General features: G+C 59.1%; 17 protein-coding genes and 1 pseudogene. 8 read left to right on the forward strand and 10 right to left on the reverse strand.

Features of this window, described 5'->3' with window-relative positions; translation table 11 throughout:
- Positions 1-272 precede the first annotated feature (272 nt).
- Positions 273-701 carry a nuclear transport factor 2 family protein gene (locus ACW9HX_RS09945; protein WP_457380457.1) on the forward strand — a complete coding sequence of 143 codons (429 nt, stop codon included), beginning with the start codon at positions 273-275 and terminating at the stop codon, positions 699-701.
- Between the two features lie 67 nt (positions 702-768).
- Here the strand turns inward: ACW9HX_RS09945 and mqo are convergent, their stop codons facing one another.
- Positions 769-2,415 (reverse strand): malate dehydrogenase (quinone), encoded by a 1,647-nt coding sequence (gene mqo / locus ACW9HX_RS09950; protein WP_096822874.1) that lies wholly within the window; start codon positions 2,413-2,415, stop codon positions 769-771.
- A 432-nt stretch (positions 2,416-2,847) separates the two neighbouring features.
- On the opposite strand from mqo, the gene ACW9HX_RS09955 reads away from it, so the two are divergent.
- From ACW9HX_RS09955 to ACW9HX_RS09965, 3 genes are all read left to right on the forward strand, one after another.
- On the forward strand, positions 2,848-3,273 hold the full coding sequence (locus tag ACW9HX_RS09955; RefSeq protein WP_457380458.1) for a nuclear transport factor 2 family protein: 426 nt from the start codon (positions 2,848-2,850) through the stop codon (positions 3,271-3,273).
- A 164-nt stretch (positions 3,274-3,437) separates the two neighbouring features.
- The gene (locus tag ACW9HX_RS09960; RefSeq protein ID WP_457380459.1) at positions 3,438-4,685 is read left to right on the forward strand and encodes a hypothetical protein; all 1,248 of its coding nucleotides are present in this window, start codon (positions 3,438-3,440) and stop codon (positions 4,683-4,685) included.
- Positions 4,682-5,179, forward strand: coding sequence for a hypothetical protein (locus ACW9HX_RS09965; RefSeq protein WP_457380460.1), 498 nt, complete (start codon positions 4,682-4,684; stop codon positions 5,177-5,179). Before ACW9HX_RS09960 ends, ACW9HX_RS09965 begins: the two co-directional genes overlap by 4 nt.
- 55 nt (positions 5,180-5,234) lie before the next feature.
- On the opposite strand, the gene ACW9HX_RS09970 is transcribed toward ACW9HX_RS09965, so the two are convergent.
- Both ACW9HX_RS09970 and ACW9HX_RS09975 read right to left on the reverse strand, forming a co-directional pair.
- Entirely contained in the window at positions 5,235-6,098 is an 864-nt protein-coding gene (locus ACW9HX_RS09970) for a methyl-accepting chemotaxis protein (protein WP_457380503.1), read from the reverse strand.
- Positions 6,090-6,848: pseudogene (locus ACW9HX_RS09975) on the reverse strand (MCP four helix bundle domain-containing protein); the annotation flags it as partial. The gene ACW9HX_RS09970 and the pseudogene ACW9HX_RS09975, both read right to left, overlap by 9 nt.
- 247 nt (positions 6,849-7,095) lie before the next feature.
- Between ACW9HX_RS09975 and ACW9HX_RS09980 the strand changes: the two are divergent.
- Together ACW9HX_RS09980 and ACW9HX_RS09985 are read left to right on the forward strand one after the other, a co-directional pair.
- Positions 7,096-7,410: a DUF2388 domain-containing protein gene (locus tag ACW9HX_RS09980; RefSeq protein WP_096822876.1), complete on the forward strand. Its 315-nt coding sequence runs from the start codon at positions 7,096-7,098 to the stop codon at positions 7,408-7,410.
- 96 nt (positions 7,411-7,506) lie between these two features.
- Positions 7,507-7,908 (forward strand): hypothetical protein, encoded by a 402-nt coding sequence (locus ACW9HX_RS09985; protein WP_457380461.1) that lies wholly within the window; start codon positions 7,507-7,509, stop codon positions 7,906-7,908.
- On the opposite strand, the gene ligD is transcribed toward ACW9HX_RS09985, so the two are convergent.
- The 4 genes from ligD to ACW9HX_RS10005 all read right to left on the reverse strand — a co-directional run bounded on the left by ligD (position 7,909) and on the right by ACW9HX_RS10005 (position 13,690).
- Positions 7,909-10,428 (reverse strand): DNA ligase D, encoded by a 2,520-nt coding sequence (gene ligD / locus ACW9HX_RS09990; protein ID WP_457380462.1) that lies wholly within the window; start codon positions 10,426-10,428, stop codon positions 7,909-7,911.
- 17 nt (positions 10,429-10,445) lie between these two features.
- The gene (locus ACW9HX_RS09995) at positions 10,446-11,399 is read right to left on the reverse strand and encodes a methyltransferase (RefSeq protein ID WP_457380463.1); all 954 of its coding nucleotides are present in this window, start codon (positions 11,397-11,399) and stop codon (positions 10,446-10,448) included.
- 11 nt (positions 11,400-11,410) lie between these two features.
- Complete coding sequence (locus ACW9HX_RS10000; protein ID WP_457380464.1) at positions 11,411-12,787, reverse strand: iron-containing redox enzyme family protein; 1,377 nt, start codon at positions 12,785-12,787, stop codon at positions 11,411-11,413.
- Between the two features lie 168 nt (positions 12,788-12,955).
- On the reverse strand, positions 12,956-13,690 hold the full coding sequence (locus tag ACW9HX_RS10005; RefSeq protein WP_457380465.1) for a tellurite resistance TerB family protein: 735 nt from the start codon (positions 13,688-13,690) through the stop codon (positions 12,956-12,958).
- 258 nt (positions 13,691-13,948) lie between these two features.
- On the opposite strand from ACW9HX_RS10005, the gene pcsA reads away from it, so the two are divergent.
- Positions 13,949-14,671: a phosphatidylcholine synthase gene (pcsA, locus tag ACW9HX_RS10010; RefSeq protein WP_096822879.1), complete on the forward strand. Its 723-nt coding sequence runs from the start codon at positions 13,949-13,951 to the stop codon at positions 14,669-14,671.
- Positions 14,672-14,723: 52 nt separating this feature from the next.
- On the opposite strand, the gene ACW9HX_RS10015 is transcribed toward pcsA, so the two are convergent.
- Both ACW9HX_RS10015 and ACW9HX_RS10020 read right to left on the reverse strand, forming a co-directional pair.
- Positions 14,724-15,536, reverse strand: coding sequence for a class I SAM-dependent methyltransferase (locus ACW9HX_RS10015; RefSeq protein WP_457380466.1), 813 nt, complete (start codon positions 15,534-15,536; stop codon positions 14,724-14,726).
- Between the two features lie 33 nt (positions 15,537-15,569).
- Positions 15,570-15,842, reverse strand: a complete 273-nt coding sequence (locus tag ACW9HX_RS10020) for a DUF4242 domain-containing protein (RefSeq protein ID WP_169429818.1) — start codon at positions 15,840-15,842, stop codon at positions 15,570-15,572.
- 230 nt (positions 15,843-16,072) lie between these two features.
- On the opposite strand from ACW9HX_RS10020, the gene ACW9HX_RS10025 reads away from it, so the two are divergent.
- On the forward strand, positions 16,073-16,534 hold the full coding sequence (locus ACW9HX_RS10025; RefSeq protein ID WP_096822882.1) for a GNAT family N-acetyltransferase: 462 nt from the start codon (positions 16,073-16,075) through the stop codon (positions 16,532-16,534).
- 18 nt (positions 16,535-16,552) lie between these two features.
- On the opposite strand, the gene ACW9HX_RS10030 is transcribed toward ACW9HX_RS10025, so the two are convergent.
- Positions 16,553-17,767 (reverse strand): cytochrome c biogenesis protein DipZ, encoded by a 1,215-nt coding sequence (locus ACW9HX_RS10030; RefSeq protein WP_457380467.1) that lies wholly within the window; start codon positions 17,765-17,767, stop codon positions 16,553-16,555.
- Positions 17,768-17,843: the final 76 nt, after the last annotated feature.

Consider the following 17,843-nt stretch of genomic DNA (forward strand, 5'->3'; position numbering starts at 1 on the left):
ATCTTAGCCATGAAGGCCTCCTGAATACTGAATGTCCGGCGCACCGGGCGCTTCGGAATGAAGCGCGTCGCGTATGGCCGAACGGCAAGGGTATTTTGGGCCTTTGGCTGAGACGGTTACAGATGCAGATTCAACCGTAAAAAGCGGATCAGATGGATTTGACCCACTCATGTGTCGACATTCAGACCGGTACAGAAGGTTTCCATTGCGCCGCTTTGATCTAGAGTCATAAGCGCCGCGCAAATAACAACAAAAAATACAGGAGTGAAACCATGTCCGAACTGAACCTGCACCCCAACGCCGCCAAATCCCTGAACCGTTGGCACGAGATGATCCGTACCGGCAACTTGAAAGCCCTGCCCGACCTGCTCGACCCCAAAGCCGTATTCCGTTCGCCGATGGCCCACACACCCTACCCCGGCGCGCCGGTGGTCGCGATGATCCTGAACACCGTGTTCGAAGTGTTTGAAGACTTTAAATACCACCGTGAACTGGCGACGGCTGATGGCTTGAATGTCGTGCTGGAGTTCAGTGCCAAGGTAGGGTCGAAAGAGCTCAAGGGTATCGACATGATCCGCTTCGATGAACAGGGGAAGATTGTCGAGTTCGAGGTGATGGTGCGGCCGTTGAGTGGGTTGCAGGCGCTGGGTGAGGAAATGGGGCGTCGGTTGGGGGCGTATCTGGCGGCCGCCAAGGCCTGACATCCAGGCACAAAAAAGCCCACTGACCGTTACCGGTTCAGTGGGCTTTGTGTGTCAGGCGTCTGAATTACAGAGCCATGTCACGTGCAGCGTTTTCTTTTGGAGCTTTAGCCTTGTCAGCCGCTTCTGCCGCCGGAGCTGCAGCCTGGCCAATCACCGGTGGGGTTGGCAGTTGCAGGATCTTGGCGGTGTAAGCCCACTCTTCAGCCACTTTGGCTGGATCGTTGTTCAGCTGGGTGCCGTAGCTTGGAACGATCTGGTGCAGCTTGGCTTGCCACTCAGGGGTAGCGACTTTGTCTTTGAAGACTTTCTGCAGCACGCTCAGCATGATCGGTGCAGCGGTCGATGCGCCTGGCGATGCGCCCAGCAGACCGGCGATGGAGCCGTCTTTGGAAGCAACGATTTCGGTGCCCAGTTTCAGCACGCCGCCAGCGGCTTCATCACGCTTGATGATTTGCACGCGTTGGCCGGCCTGCCACAGGCGCCAGTCTTCGGCTTTGGCGTTCGGGAAGTATTCCTTCAGCGCGTTCAGACGGTCTTCATCCGACAGCATCAGTTGACCGGCCAGGTACTCGACCAGCGGGTATTCCTTGATGCCGACCTTGGTCATAGGCCAGATGTTGTGGGTGGTGGTGCTGGTCAGCAGGTCCAGGTACGAACCTTCTTTCAGGAACTTGGTGCTGAAAGTCGCGAACGGGCCAAACAGGATGACGCGCTTGCCGTCCAGGACACGGGTGTCCAGGTGCGGAACGGACATCGGAGGCGCGCCAACCGAAGCTTTACCGTAGGCCTTGGCCAGGTGCTGCTCGGCGATGGCCGGGTTATCGGTCACCAGGAACGAGCCGCCTACCGGGAAGCCAGCGTATTCCTTGGCTTCTTCGATACCGGACTTCTGCAGCAGGTGCAGTGCACCGCCACCGGCGCCGATGAACACGAACTTGGCGTCGGTTTCAGTCTTGGTGCCGTCTTTCAGGTTCTTGTAGCTGACGCGCCAGGTGCCATCGGCGTTCTTGGTGATGTCCTGTACTTCGCTCGACAGCTTCATGCTGAAGTTAGGCTTGGTCTGCAGGTAACCGGCGAACTGGCGGGTGATTTCGCCGAAGTTCATGTCGGTACCCAGCGGGCTCCAGGTGGCCGCGATTTTCTGGTTCGGGTCACGCCCTTCCATCATCAGCGGAACCCACTTCTTGATCACAGCCGGGTCTTCGGAGTACTGCATGCCGGCGAACAGCGGGCTCGCTTGCAGGGCTTCGTAGCGCTTTTTCAGGAACTTGATGTTGTCATCGCCCCACACGAAGCTCATGTGCGGAGTGGTGTTGATGAACGAGCGAGGGTCCTTCAGGACGCCCTGCTGAACCTGCCAGGCCCAGAACTGACGCGAAACCTGGAACGCTTCGTTGATCTCCACGGCTTTCGGGATCGACACTTTGCCGTTCTCGTCTTCCGGGGTGTAGTTCAGTTCGGCCAGTGCGGAGTGACCAGTACCGGCGTTGTTCCAGCCGTTGGAGCTCTCCAGGGCGACGCCGTCGAGGCGCTCGACCATTTCCATCGACCAGGTCGGTTCCAGCTCATTGATCCACACACCCAGGGTGGTGCTCATGATGCCGCCGCCGATCAGCAGAACGTCGACTTTCTTTGCTTCTTCGGCATTGGCAGACGACATCCCCATCGCCAAAGCCAGCCCCAGCAAGGCTGTGTTCACTTTTTTAAACATCTGTTGCACCTATGATAAAACGCCTTCCGCCCGCCGCTGTTGTACGTATGAGTTCCCCTTGTTCGCGACACTCAGGCCAGCGTCGCGGGTTCCGACACACTTCAATTTTGACGGGTGGGCACACAAGGCCGACAGGCTGCGTCGACCTCAGTTATATGTCCCTTCTGAACTGACTTCTTATCATTATTGGCTTCAGCTACTTGAGCGACAGGGGTTCGGTCGGCCCGCCGAAAAGCGCGCCAGACAGAATTAGGTCAAACCAAGTGGCGCGAAGAATATCACGTCAGGGCAAACCCGCGCGTCTGTTCGCGACCGGATAGTTTTCGATAGGTTCCTGAGGCACTTTCAACTACGGCAACAACCCTGCTAAGTTGTACGACGACTGACAAATCATTCAGTCGATTCGATGACCTATAACAACAAGGAAAAACCATGAACAAAGCCAAAATGCTGCTCGGCCTGCTCTGCCTCTTCAGTGGCTATGTCGCCGCTGCGCCGGCGGAGCAAGAGGTCGCCCAGGCAGTCGACCACCTGACCCAGGCGATGCTGCACAAAGACATCGCCGAACTGAACGCCCTGACCGCCGACAACCTCACCTACGGCCATTCCAGCGGCAAGATCCAGGACAAGAAGGATTTCATTGCCGATATCGAAACCGGCAAGAGCGCATTCAAGACTCTGGAAATGCAGAAACAGACCATCACCCTTTCCGGTGATACCGCACTGGTTCGCCACCATTTTTCGGGGCAGGCAATCAAAGGGGCCGAGGTTGTACCGACTGAAATCGAAAACTTCCAGATCTGGCAGAAACAGGATGGGAAGTGGCTGTTGGTGGGGCGTCAGGCGTACAAGTTCTGATTGATTCGAACAGCTCTGTCGTTAGAAGCAGGCAGAGCTATTCACTGGCCGTGAATCAGACGTCACTTGCTCCACATCCGGTTTCATTTGCGTCTCCCCTTTCCCCCTCTCCCTGATATGCTTCACCGCATTACCGTATGAGTTCAATTTTCTTGGAGTAATCAATGCCTCGCTTACGCGTCAAGCACTTTGGCCCTATCCGTGATGGTGTAAAAAACGATGGCTGGATAGAGTTCAAGCGCGTGACCGTGTTCGTGGGTAATCAGGGCTCAGGGAAAAGCACGTTAGCCAAGCTCTTTTCGACTTTCTCGTGGATTGAAAAAGCGCTGGTCCGAGGGGATTACGATAAGAAATGGTTTGAGGAAAAGGATCGACTCACCAAACCGTTTCTAACCTATCATCGGCTCGAAAACTACGTTTCGTCTGATCAGAAAAACGAAACAGAAATCGACTATGAAGGCGATGCCTTCACGATCAAATATGTTCATGGCCGTATGCACATCACTCCATCCAAGGCAAAGGAATATCACCTGCCTCAGATCATGTATGTGCCTGCCGAGCGTAATTTCATTTCCTACGTCAGGCATACGGAGGAGCTGCGACTTTCTTCTGAGTCGCTCAAAGAGTTTCTTACCGAATTCAACTACGCCAAAGAAAACATGAAGGGATCTCTTGCACTCCCTATCAATAATGCTGATCTCGAATACGACCCGCTTACGAACACACTAAGCATTCGAGAGCCTGGGTACCAGCTGGAGTTGGCTGACGCCTCAAGTGGTTTCCAGTCTGCTGTTCCCCTCCACCTAGTGAGCCAATACCTGGTCAACAGGGTGAAAGAGCCCATAGAGAACCGCCAAGAGTCGATGAGCACCAAGGAGCTGGAGCGTTTCAGGAAAGAAGCAGAAAAGTACTTCTCTGAGTCTCTGACCATAGAGCAACGACGTGCATTTATCTCGACCTTGTCGACACGGTTCAACAAAACGGCTTTCATCAATATTGTCGAAGAACCAGAGCAAAACCTCTTTCCCAAATCGCAATGGGGTGTTTTACAGAGCCTTCTGCAGTTCAATAATCAAGGAAACGAAAACCGCCTGGTACTGACAACGCATAGCCCATATGTGGTGAATTACTTGACGATTGCAGTACAAGGCAAACAGCTCCACGACAACATCCTGAAGAAAAAACGCGACTCCGCCCTGATGCCCAAGCTCGCCAAGGTAATCCCCTTGCAAAGCCTGCTGGACGCCGGTGAACTGGCAATCTACCAAGCTGACGAGACGACTGGGAGCATTGCAGTACTGCCAATGGCTGAGGGTATCCCTTCTGATAGCAACTATCTCAACGAGTCGCTTCGCGAAGGCAATGACATGTTTGATCGTCTCCTGGATATCGAGGAGGAACTGGAGGCGTGAATTTTCTCGATACCGAGTGCCAGACAGGCCCCTTCGACGATCTAGAGTTTGGCCTTTGCGACGATCAACCCTCAGAGGTCGCTTACGTTGCTCTCAATCATCGAGAACAGTGGGTTGCCACGGTAAAGAATCCGAACCGAAAGCGTGTCACTTTTACTGCAATCGACAAGTGCGTAATCAAAGACCACGAGGAGGCTGGTCGAGGACGCTGCGACTGCATGCTCACCACCGATGCCGCGCTGTACCTTATTGAGCTAAAGGATTGGGGGCGAAGTAACTGGCAAAGCCACGCACTCGATCAACTAGAGTCGACCATCGAGTTTTTGCTTGCTACGCACGGTGAAGAATTTCTGATCAGCCACAGCCCCAAAAAAGCTTATGTATGTAACAGAAAAAAAGCACCTTTCGTTGAAATTAATAATGTACTGAAAAGGCGCTTTTCCAGACACTACAACTTCCGGCTGGACATACAGACAACGGTCCAAATCGATTGAATCGATAATGTGGCGTCGGCGATGAAAAAACAGCCGGTTTGCTTACGAATAACCTTCACAACCTGAACCGATCCACCGACTGCGCCAGCCTCCCCGCCAGACTCGACAACTCATCCGTCGTATTCGCCGTTTCGCCGATCACCTTGCTGTTGCCCTCCGACATCCCGGCAATCATCTCCACCTGATGGGCGATCTCGTTGCTGGCCTGGCTCTGTTCGCCGATAGTGCGGGTGATGTCGTTGACCAGTTGCGTGGTGTTCAACGTGGCCTCGAGGATTTCGCGGATCGCGCGCTCAACGTCGGCGGTGACCGCCATGCCTTTGTCGACCTGGGCCACGCCCGCCTCCATGCTGCTGACCGCCTCGCGGGTGCTGTTCTGGATGCGGGCGACCATCGCGGCGATTTCCTGGGTTGAAGCGCTGGTGCGGGCGGCAAGGCTGCGCACTTCATCGGCGACCACCGCAAAGCCCCTGCCCTGTTCGCCCGCCCGTGCTGCTTCGATGGCCGCATTGAGCGCCAGCAGGTTGGTCTGGTCGGCGATGCTCTTGATCACCTGAATGATGTTGAAGATGCCTTCGGACTCCTGATCCAGCGTGCGTATCACCTGCGCCGACTGCTGGGCGGAACGGGCGATGTCGTCCATATCGCTGACCACCTGATGGATCACCTGCCCGCCGTTTTTCGCCAGCGACTCGGCCTGACTGGCCATGTTCAGCGCCCGCTCGGCGTGGCGGGTGATTTCCTCGATGCTGGCGGTCATCTGGCTCGCGGCAGCGGCCATGGTGCCGGCGGCGGTACTCTGCTGTTGACTGCTGTCAGCCACCTGATGGCAGCCGTGGCTCAGTTGCTCGCTCATGCCGCTGACACCCTGGGCATTGCGGCGAACCACGTCGATCATGTCGCGCAGATCCCGTTGCATGGTCGCCAGCGTGCGGATCAGCACGCTGGCCTCGTCCTTGCCCGAAGGCTCGGCGATCGGTTCGCTGAGGTTGCCGTGGGCAATGCTTTCAGCGATACGGCTGGCGGCTTTCAGTGGCCCGGTGATGCTCAGGATTACCCAGCGCCCCTGCACCAACAGCAGCAACAGGCTGGCGATCAACACAATGCCAAGGGCGATGTTGGCATTGCGGATCGCTGCTTCGGTGCCCTGGCTGGTCTGCCGGGTATTGGTTTCGATCAATTCGCTCAAGGAAGCCATCTGTTCCTCGAGCTGACTGAATGCGGCGCTGAAGGTGCCGAGTTCCTTTTGCGCCGTGTCCGGGCTGTCCAGCGCCAGCCCGACGATCCGTTCGCCAGCGCTGATGTAGGTGTCGAGGCTCGGTCTGATCTGCTCCAGCGCAGTCCTGATCGTGGCATCGAGCGGCAGTTTCAGGTTCTCGCCCAGCACCTCGCGAAAATGAGCGGCGTGTTCTTCGACGGAGCTGCGCACCTCGTCCGCCGTGCTGGTGCTTTTGCCCAGCCCCACCAGCATCGCCGAATAGACATCGGCGCGCAGGGCGTCGTGCATCATGTCGGCTTCCATGTGGTTGCGCAGCGCGCTCATGCTGACCGCGTTGTCACTGACCGCCGAAGCCATTCGCTGGTTACCGACATAACTGACCAGGCTCACGATCAGCGCCGTCAGCAGGCTGGTCGCGATCAGCAACACCAAACGCAGTTTGATCGACACGGTGATTTCCTCCCTGGTCGCGCTGCACAGCGCTTTTCAAAGTTTCAGTTAAGCCTATTTGCGCGAATCCGCCGGGTTAGAGCGTCTCAACGTGTGTCGTCACATCCAGAAAAAAACAGACGTGTGCGGCAGTTCTCGGTTTGCAACCCGACTACTTGAACCCGCACATGGAACTCCCAAGCCACACGGCACCTCTCACATTATGTGGTACTTCCTTTTCGCTTTACGCTGCTGGAGGAACACCGTCATGCGTCGTTTATTACTCGTTTCGTCTCTTGTGCTGTGCCTGCCCTTTGGTTCGGCCTTCGCCCGTGTGGATGCGGGGGATGTCGCCACTTCAGCCGGTGTTTCAGCCTCGCTGTACTCCACCTTCAAAGATCACAAAATGGTGATTCCGGCCCGTGACGACCTGTCCGCCTTCGTCGCCAGCGGCGGTGCCATCCGTGGCGTGTATCTGGAGTCGGTGCTGCAGCAGGTGCGCCAGGACAACCCCGGCCTGAATGCCAGTGATGAAGAGCTGGCCAACGCCATCCTGGTTCATTACGAAGGCTTGTCGCAGTAAGGCCATACGCTCGATCTCGCCGATTTGCACTCTGCCGATGGACGGCAGCGGGGCGACCATGGGCAAAACCGTCGAACGGCCTCTATGATGGAGGCCATGACGATTTCCGCCCCGATCCGTTCCCCCTGCCCTCCCGGTGTCTGCGACTGCGGGCGCGATCCGCTGTTGGAAAATCCTGGTGCTGACGTACGCATCCTGTTGCTGACCCGTCAGGAGGAAAAGCGCCTGCTGGATCGTCTGGAAAACCTGCAAAGTCTGGCCGACCTTGAACGCCTGCAAGGCAGGATGTTCGAGCAGTTGGGTATTCGTGTGGAAATCTCGCCCGGTGACAACGTGGTCAAGACCATGCTCGGGATCGATATCAGGATCGACGAGCTGCCGGGCCTTTGCCGCAAGACAAAACAATCCATTCCGGCCGCCATCCGCCGCGGTCTGAAAAAGCACCCGGAAGTCGCCTACCAATTGCTCAACGCCCACGACTTGCTGCGCGACACCTGATCATTTTTTCATGCCGACCCGTTTGCGCATCTCCATCGTGATGCTCTGACGGGTTTTCTTCATATCCGCCCACGGCTCATCGCCGACTTCCGCCAGCCGTTCGTGGACGTTATGAATATTCCACTGATTGCCGCCCTTGATCTCCTTCACTTCATCGATAAACAGCGGCACCGACACCGGCAGCCCTTCGCGGGTGCGCGCCGCATAGGCACAAATCGTGGTGGCGCCGAGACCGTTGCGCAGGTAATCGATGAAGATCCGTCCCACCCGGTTCTTCGGCCCGGATACGGCCGAAAACCGTTCCGGCAAAAGCTTGGCCATGTGGCTGACGATGGCATGGCTGAAATCCTTGACCTCGTCCCAGCCATGTTTGCGGATCAGCGGCACCACCAAGTGAATGCCTTTGCCGCCGCTGGTTTTGAGGAATGCCCGCAAACCCAGTTCTTCCAGCACGGTCAGGGTCAGGGCGGTCGCTTCGACCATGCTTTTCCAGGGCAACGCAGGATCCGGATCGAGGTCGAGGACGAAGCGGTCGGGTTTCTCCAGATCCACCGTGGTGGCGTTCCAGGTGTGCAATTCGACGGTACTCATTTGCACCGCGCCGATCAGCGCTTCGGCGTTGTTGATCAACATGACCGGTTGCCCGGTGACCTTCTTGTCCAGCGTGCGGATGCCGGGGATTGTCAGGTGCTCGGCGTTCTTCTGGAAGAACAGTTCGCCAGCGATACCGTCCGGCGCGCGCACCAGCGCCACGGGGCGATCCTTGAGTTGCGGCAGGATCCACTCGGCGACGCTGGCGTAATACTCGGCCAGTTGCATCTTGGTGGTGCCGCTGCTGGCGTCGATCACCCGGTCGGGATGAGTGATCCGCACCTTGCCACTGGTCAGATCGGGCTCTAAATCAGACTGTTTCACCGTTTTCACCCTCTCTTGAGTGATGTCCCTGGCCGGTTTGTCATCACGCAAGCCATGAAACACCGCATGGCGCACCGAACCGTCCTGAGTCATCTCGGCAAACGCGACTTCCGCCAACAGGCTGGGCTTGAGCCAGTGCACGCCTTTGGCCTCGAAGCCACTCGGCGGGTTGACCACGGCCGGCTTCTTCGCCCGCAACGGTTTCAACTGCGCCAAAAGGCTTTTCAACGTAGCCTCATTGAAGCCCGTGCCGACTTTGCCGGCATAGCGCAACTCACCGCTGTCTCGATCATGCAGCCCCAGCAACAACGCGCCAAAGGCACTGCGCGAACCCTTCGGATCGGTGTAACCGACAATCACGAACTCCTGACGATGTTTACACTTGAGCTTGATCCAGTCGCTGCTGCGCCGCGACACGTAGGGCGAGCCGAGGCGCTTGCCGATCAGGCCTTCCATCTGCATCTGGCAGGCGCTGTTGAGCAACGCCTCCGGTGTTTCGTCAAAGGCTTCGGAGAAACGCAGCAAAGGATTCTTGTGCGCCTTCAATACCGTGGCCAGCGCGGCACGCCGCTCCTCCACGGGTACTTCACGAAGATCGACACCATTGAGATACGGCAAATCGAACAAGTAATAAATGATGTTGGCGCTGCGGTTCGCTTCGAACGCGCTCTGCAGCGCCTGAAAATCCGGAACACCTTCTTCGTCGGCGACGACCATTTCACCGTCAAGCCAGGCCGATTCCAGTCCCAGCGCGGCGAGTGCCCGGGCCTGTTCCGGTAGTTTGTGCGTCCAGTCATGGCCGTTTCGGGTGAACAACCGCACGTCGTCATGATCGATGCGCGCCATGATCCGATACCCGTCGAACTTGATTTCGTAGCTCCAGTCACCCTCTGGCGCACTGTCTACCAACGTGGCCAGTTGCGGCTTCAACTGCGTGGGAATCCGGGCCTTGTGTGCACCGACAAGCTTTCCCGAGGCCGGTTTGCGCGCTGGTTTTTTGAGTGGTTTGACTTGTCTGGCATCGAGCCTGGGTTTGTCGACGAGGGGGCGATCGCTGAGCACGCTGTCCGGCTCGGCGACCAGCACGTCGTAATCGCTTTGCGGCCTGGCGGCGCTGTCCTGATGCTTGATCAGAAACCACTGCTCCTGTTTGCCCGGCATGTGGGTACGCACCAGATTCCACACCCCGCCGAGCTTCTCGCCCTGCAGCTCGAACTTGAGCTTGCCCTTGGCGTAGGCCTTCTGCGGGTCTTCCAGCGGAATCCACACACCGCGATCCCACACGATCACATCGCCGGCGCCGTAATGCCCCTCAGGGATGCTGCCTTCAAAAGTCGCGTAATCCAGCGGATGGTCTTCGACGTGGACCGCCAGACGCTTGACCTTGGGATCCAGCGACGGCCCCTTGGGCACCGCCCAGCTCTTGAGCGCCCCGTCGAGTTCCAGGCGAAAGTCATAATGCAGGTGCGAGGCGTCGTGCTTCTGGATGCAGAACTGCAACGCATGATCGGCGTCAGCCTTCTTGCCCCGCCGCTTGACCGCTGCCGGTTCCGAGGTCGCCGAGAAATCGCGCATGCGGTTGTAGTCGTCGAGGTTCCTGCTCATGGCGCACCTGCCTTGTTTCATCCAGTTCGGGTCACGGTCAGCGCCACCACAGCGATTCGCTCGACCCGTTGATAGCCGACGTTCAACAACTCTTCGCCGAAGACATCGGGATCCAGCTCACGGTAAGTCCAGCCGAACCGCGTCGCGTCCAACCGTGGCACCACGGTTTCGATAAACGGATCACGGCCATCGACCATCGCCACACCGGTGTAGAGCAACAGCGAGCCTCCGGGCGTCAGGCGATTGAGTGCCTGCTCGACAATGCGCAACGACAACCCCGCGCCCAACGTCCCGCCTCCGTGGCGGTAAGCCCGCCCCGCCGGATCCGCCATGTACGGCGGGTTGGCGACGATCAGATCGAACTCGCCCTCCACGCCTTGCAACACATCACTGGCCAGCACGTCGACGTTGGCCACTTCCGCCAACACCGCGTTGATGGTGGTCAGGCGCAACGCGGCGGGGTTGATATCGAGCGCAAGCACCTGTGCCTGACGACGGGCGCGGGCTATCAGAATCGCGCCGACACCGGCGCCACAACCGATGTCCACGGCACGCCGGATCGGAGCAAAGCTCTGCTGCAAATGGCTATGTATCAGCTGGGCGAAGCGGTAGGTATCCGGGCCGAAGAACACCGAATCGGCCGCCTCGGTAGGAAATCCAGAATGCACGAACAGTAAATCGTCCAGGCTCGACCAGCGCACCCGACTCTTCAAGCGCCCATCGCACAGCTCCAGGATGTGCGCGTCCTGCAATTGCCGCTGCTCGTCGTTGGATAGCAATCCCGGTTCGAACGAGCGCGACCAGCCGAAAACATCGCGCAGGCAATCGACCGCCTGCCCTTCGTCACGCTGATTGACCCGCTGATGGGTCAGAGGCGTCGGCGTGACGAATCGATAGCCGTCTGCCTGCAAGCGCCGGCCCAGTTGCAACAGCGCGAGATCGTCGGCGCACAGCAACGCTTCCTGATTCATTGGCAAATGCCTCAATCCAGACGAGATCGGAGTTCGATGAAGCGGCGGGTTGCGAGCAACCCGGCCGGGTGCGCATGCCGGGCCGGCGCCAGCCAGGAGATCAGCACCGTCATCTGTCCGTGGCCGTCCTGCCCGTGCAGGGCAGCGTTCAATTGCTGGACATCGGGGTCCTGCGCGGACACCGAGACCAGCGGGGCGACATGACTACGGCGTCGGGCCGGAACCGGTCGCATCGCAGGCGTCCAGTCGCCGGCAATCCAGTCGTGCAGCAGCTGTTTTTCGTAGCCATTGAACACGCCGAACATCGCCGCGCCATCGCCTTCGATCAATTGCCAGAAACGGCTGGCCTGAGGGTCTTGATGGCGCACTATCCAGCCCTTGTCTTGCAGGGCCTGGAGAAATCCGGGAAGTTGCCCTGGCGCAGCCAGCCATTGGTTGACGGTCTTGCCTTCGAACCGGCAATAGTCCGAATGCATGTGCTGGCCGAAGGCACGCTTGCGTTCGAGCATGGCGAGCAACTCACGCTGCAAATCGAAACCGTCGATGATGGCGCGACTGCCCTGCCCCAGATCGTTAAGCCGATAGCCGCGCGATACCCGGCGCAGGAAATCGGCACGATCCGCCGCCAGCGGCATCAGATCCAGAGCGGCCTGCACGGCTTTGCGTGCATGGCCCGTGCTGGCGTTATCGATGGTCACATGCAGGGTGAAGTAATACGGATCGATGCCCAACTCACTCAGCTCATAACTGCTGATCAACAGGTGCAAGGGCAGTTGTTCATAGCCAAGGTTGTAGCCAATGACCTCCGGCAAAAAGTCATCGCCGCAGGCACCCAGCGCGAGTTGCAATGCACCTTGCAGGTAACGCTCGTCGGGTAAGGAATCTGCGAGCCCCAGGCCATGTTCGGCCAGCAGTTTGCGGTAGATCACCACGTGGTTTTGCGCAGGATTACCTTCGCCAAGCTCTTCCAGATAGGTGCAGATCAGGCCGCTGAAACGCGGATCGCGCCAGTGCTGCAACAGACCGTAAAGCCAGGCGCCGTCTACCCGTTTGGTCGGAGCTACCGCTTGCAGGAAATACAGCGCATGGGCTTTGCCACTGAAGAACTGCCGCGCCCCACCGTCCTTGCGCTGTTGCAGATAATCGGCATATTGCCGGGCGACCTCGGCGCATTGCGCAGCCACCCATTCGTGCCACGTCGAAGGATCCGGTGGCAGTGCCTCTGGCAATTGCGCAGCCTGCAGCAGTTGTTTTTCGAGGAAAGGTCGCGCGACAGTCCGGAGATTTCCCCCCGAGAGCAGCGTTTCATACAGGCAGCGCAGCCCCCCCTCGGGATGGATCGATTGCGCGTGGGCGGGCGTAGATTGCAGACGTGTCAGGACGGTCATGGCAGATTTCCCGGTCGATTGGCAGGGCGCTGGTTCACGCGCCTCTACAGCAGCAGAGAGGCGCTGCACCTCAAAAATTCAATCGACGTGAAATTTGCCCGGACAGACGGAGCCTTCGGCACTTCTATTTACTGAATAAAGGTTGCCGAAGGCTGGGGGAGATCGGTTTCAGGCCATGCCTTTGGCCTGCTGCTCCAGGTGCACCTGCAATTCGGGATCGATCTGCAATGCCGCCGCCAGCTCATCCAGATAGTTGCGTTCGGCGTCCTGCTGGTCGTCCACCAGCATCACACTGGCGATATACATTTCGGCGGCCACCGCCGGATCGTTGTTGGCGGCTTGTGCGACTTCGCTGGCATCGAGGGGTTTGGCGACTTCGGCATCCAGCCATTGCTGCAGGTTCGGGTCGTCGGTGTGGCGGCCGATTTCGCTGCTGATCAGGTGTTTCTCCGAGTCGTCGATCCGGCCGTCTGCCTTGGCTGCTGCGATCAGGGCACGCAGCACCGCGTGGCTGTGTTCCTCGACTTGCGGGCCGGCCAGCAAGTCAGCCGTTTGCGGCGTCTGCTGTGGCGCCGCTGACGCCTGATTGCGTTGCCAGGCCTGATACGCCTGGAACGCCATCATGCCCAGCGAGGCCAGTGCCGCGTAATTGGTGCCACCGGAGCGACTCTGCGTGCCACCGCCCAGCGCCCCGCCGCCCAATCCTCCGCCGCCGAGCAATCCACCGAGCAGGCCACCCAATCCTCCGGCAGGCGAACCGCCGCCGCTGGTGCCGCCGCCACCCAGCAGGCCGCCCAGTAAACCGCCGAGCCCGCCCAGGCCATCGCCGGCCGAAGCGCCACTTTGTTGTCCCGCCGAGGCCTGGCCTCGCAGCAGTTGTTCGAGCAGATCGCTGGTGTTCATGACGTCGTCCTCAGGCAAAGGCGTAACAGCGTCAGGCAACGATAGACCTCCGCACGCGTTGCGCCAGCACCGTTTGGCCGACGCTGCCTCGGGGAAACGATTTCGGCGTCGAAAAATTTTCCCGGCCAGCTAAGATTCATGAAGGGTGAACCTTATCCCGGCCCGACCGGTCGATAGCTGCAAACCCGACCGGTTGGCCGCCACCCTTGTTGTTCAAGCGTGATACCCGGCTCGCTTCACTTTCTGGAGAACGCCCCTGTGATATCGACCGTCCACATCGCCAGGCTCAAGGCCTGGGGCGCCCATGGTTTCACCGCGACTGGCGTGGTCACTGCCTTTCTGGCCACTCTCGCCCTGCTGGAAAACCAGCCGACCCATTGCCTGATGTGGTTGGGCGTGGCGCTGATCGTCGACGGCCTCGACGGGGCACTGGCGCGCAAGGTCAACGTGCAATCGGTATTGCCGAGCTTCGATGGATCGATCCTCGACCTGGTAATCGATTACCTGACCTATGTATTCATTCCGGCGCTGTTCATCTATCGCTACATCCCCCTGCCCGACTACACGCTGTTGCTGACGGTGTCACTGATTCTGGTGTCGTCGCTGTTCTGCTTCTGCAACGTCAACATGAAGAGCAAGGACAACTACTTCGTCGGTTTCCCGGCTGCCTGGAACGTGGTTGCGCTGTGCCTGTACATCATCGGCCCGGGGCCGTGGATCACTTTCCTGACCGTGATCGGCCTGGCGTTGCTGACCATCACCCGAATGAAATTCCTCCACCCGTTCCGCGTGCGCCGCTTCATGCCGATCAACATTGCGGTAACGGCGATCTGGTTGCTGTGCAGTCTGTCGCTGGTCATCAACCACCCGGTCATCAACCCGCTGGTGATGGGCTTGTGGTTGCTGGCGTCGGCGTACTTTCTGGGCATCTGCATCTGGCGCACGGCGCTGGAGTGGTTTGATGCTTCGCATCTGAAATAGAAGAATTTGTGGGAGCGAGCCTGCTCGCTCCCACAGTTGTTTTGCATGACGCTTAGCGCTTGGTAATCACCACCTCCAGATACTCACTCGGCACTACCATCGAACCCGGCCCTGCCCGGTTCAGCCCGTCTATCAGTTGCGTCAGATCCCCTTCCAGCGCCTGTCCGCTCTCCGGCGGCAACGCCGCGAACGCCTTGTGCACCGGCCCGTACCAGTGGCGGAAGATGTCAATGAAATGCGCCGCCGAGCGATAGCGGAAGTTGAAGTGCCGGCGAGTCACCTGCACTTGAAAGTGGCGATCATCGAACTGCGAATGCAGCCAGGCTTCCGCGCCCCAGTTCGACGGTGGCTGGGCACCGGTGGGCGGTGGCAGATGACGGCCAAGGGTCTTGAACATCTGGCCGACAAAGCCTTCCGGCGTCCAGTTGGCCAGGCCGATCCGCCCGCCACGCCGGCAGACCCGCGCCAGTTCCTTCGCAGCCTTGGCCTGATCCGGTGCAAACATCACGCCGAAGGTCGACAGCACCGCGTCGAAACTGGAATCGGCAAACGGCAGCGCTTCGGCGTCGGCAACCTGAAAAGTCACGTCCAGGTGCTCGGCCCGCGCCCGGTCCTGGCCACGCTCCAACAGCGCCGCGACATAGTCGGTGGACATCACCAGACAACCACGGCGCGCCGCCGCCAGCGTGGCATTGCCATTGCCGGCAGCGACGTCCAGCACTTCTTCGTCACAACGCAGGTCGCAGGCTTCGGCGAGGGTTTCGCCGACGATCTGCAAGGTGGTGCCGATCACGGCGTAGTCGCCACTGGCCCAGGCGACTTTCTGGCGTTCCTTCAGGGCAGTCAGATCAACGGGAGTGCTCATCGATGGATGCTCCACGACAGGTTGAATCAGGCGTCACTCGGCGGTCGTCGGATCAATGATGTTCATCACCCGGGACACACTGTTGGCCGGAAACCCGCCCAGCCGGGCATGCTCGCGCACCAGTTCTTCATTGGGGGCGATGTACACGCAATACACCTTGTCGGCGGTGACATAACTCTGCAGCCACTGCACCTGTGGCCCGAGTTCGCGCAACGCCTGGCAGGACGTTTGCGACACCGCTTTGAGTTCTTGCTCCGACAGCTTTCCGGCCCCTGGAATCTCGCGTTCAATCACGAATTTCGGCATGGCAACCTCGCTTTCTTTTTATGAGTGACAGGGCTCACTCCACCCTGCTCGTCCACTATCGCGCCGAGGCCGTCCGGCGTCCCCTCCAATCGTCTAAAGAGCCTTTAAAGCCGGGCTTTCGCCGATGAATGGCGGGGTTTTGTAAAGGCCCCGAAACACTCTCATGGGGGTTGCCAAGGTGTCGGCGGATCGGCTCTGATGCAGACCCGAACCGCGAACGGAATCCGACCATGTCCTTGCGCCTCGAATGGCTCGCTGACCACATGCAGCACAGCGACACTTACGCCGAGTGGATCCACCGCCAGTTTCACTACGAATATGCCCATCAACCGTTGGCCGAGTGGCAGCGGGAATTTGCCGAAGGGCAAACCAATGGTGACTGGCGCTGCCTGATCGCACTGGACGGCGAACGTTTGCTCGGTGGCGCGGCACTGGCTCGTGCAGATCTTGCGCAACGACCGGATCTGGAACCTTGGCTGGCCTGCGTGCTGGTCAGTCCCGAATCTCGCGGTCAGGGGCTGGCAGAAAAGTTGATCGAAGGGATTGCCGAAGAAGCAAAGAAGCGAGGCCTGCCGCGTTTCTACCTGCATACGCAAAACAAACAGGACTACTACGCCAAACGCGGCTGGACAGTGCTGGAGCGTTTTCAGGCCTGGGACAACGAACAATGGCTCATGGTGCGCGACCTGTGAGCCATTGACGTTCGCGGTTCAGGCTGCAGGTGCCTTGGCCTCTTTCAGCAGTTGCTGAATCATCTGCTCCTGAGCTTCATAGCGACCCTCGCCAAAGTGGGTGTAACGCACCTGCCCCTTGGCGTCGATCAGGTAATGCGCCGGCCAGTACTGATTGTCGAAGTTGCGCCAGATCGCGTAGTTATTGTCGATGGCCACCGGGTAGGTGATACCGAGTTTCTTCACCTGATCCTTGACGTTGTCGATGATCCGCTCGTAACCGTATTCCGGGGTGTGCACGCCGATCACCACGAGGCCGTCCTTGCCATACTTTTTCTCCCACTCTTTCACGTACGGCAGCGTGTGCTGGCAGTTGATGCAGTCGTAGGTCCAGAAGTCCACCAGCACCACTTTGCCACGCAGGGATTCGGCGTTCAGCTCCGGGGAATTCAGCCATTGAACCGCGCCGGCCAGTGACGGCATCGCGCCTTTGCCCTGCTCATCCGAAGGCGAATCCGCCCGGACTTTGCTGATGAAGTAGTCGACCACTTTCGGCGCGTTTTCCAATACGTTTTTCTCGACGCTGGCGACGCCTTCCGATGACGTGCCGGCCAGCAGGGTTTTATCAGCGCCGGTGGAGATCACCGCAGCCGCCGCCAACACCGCAACGCCCGCCCCGCGCCGGAACCAGCCGGTGAACGGGATCGACGGTTTCAACCGGTTGACCAGGCCGCGACCGGCGAAGATCAGCGTCCCCAGCGACAGCGCACTGCCCGCGCCGTAGGCCAGCAGCAACAGGCTGGTCTGGGCGTTGGCGCCTTGCAGCATGGCACCGGTGAGGATCACGCCGAGGATCGGACCGGCACACGGCGCCCACAACAGGCCAGTAGCGACACCAATCATGATCGAGCCCATGGGGCCGGCCTTCTGGCGGGTGTCCGGATCGAGCCGATTACCCAGCAATACAAACGGCCGCGCCAGCCAGTCACCGATGCGCGCGGAAATCAGCGACAGCGCGAACAGCACCATCACCACCAGCGCGATGTGGCGACCGGTGTTGTTGGCCTGAATCACCCACTCGCTGCTGACCACCGCCAGACTCGAAATCGCGGCGAAGGTCAGGGCCATGCCGCCGAGGGTCAGCAGGATCGAGGAACGGCTGCGGTCGACGCCGGCAAACAGGAACGGCACCACCGGCAGGATGCAGGGGCTGAGGACAGTCAACAGACCGCCCAGGAAAGCGATAAGGAACATGAGGTTCACCTCTTGAAGGATGGGCGGTCTGCCGATAAAACAGGTGTCTGCCGGTGACCGGCAGACACGCAAGGGG

This window comes from Pseudomonas sp. SDO52101_S400 (assembly GCF_054071635.1).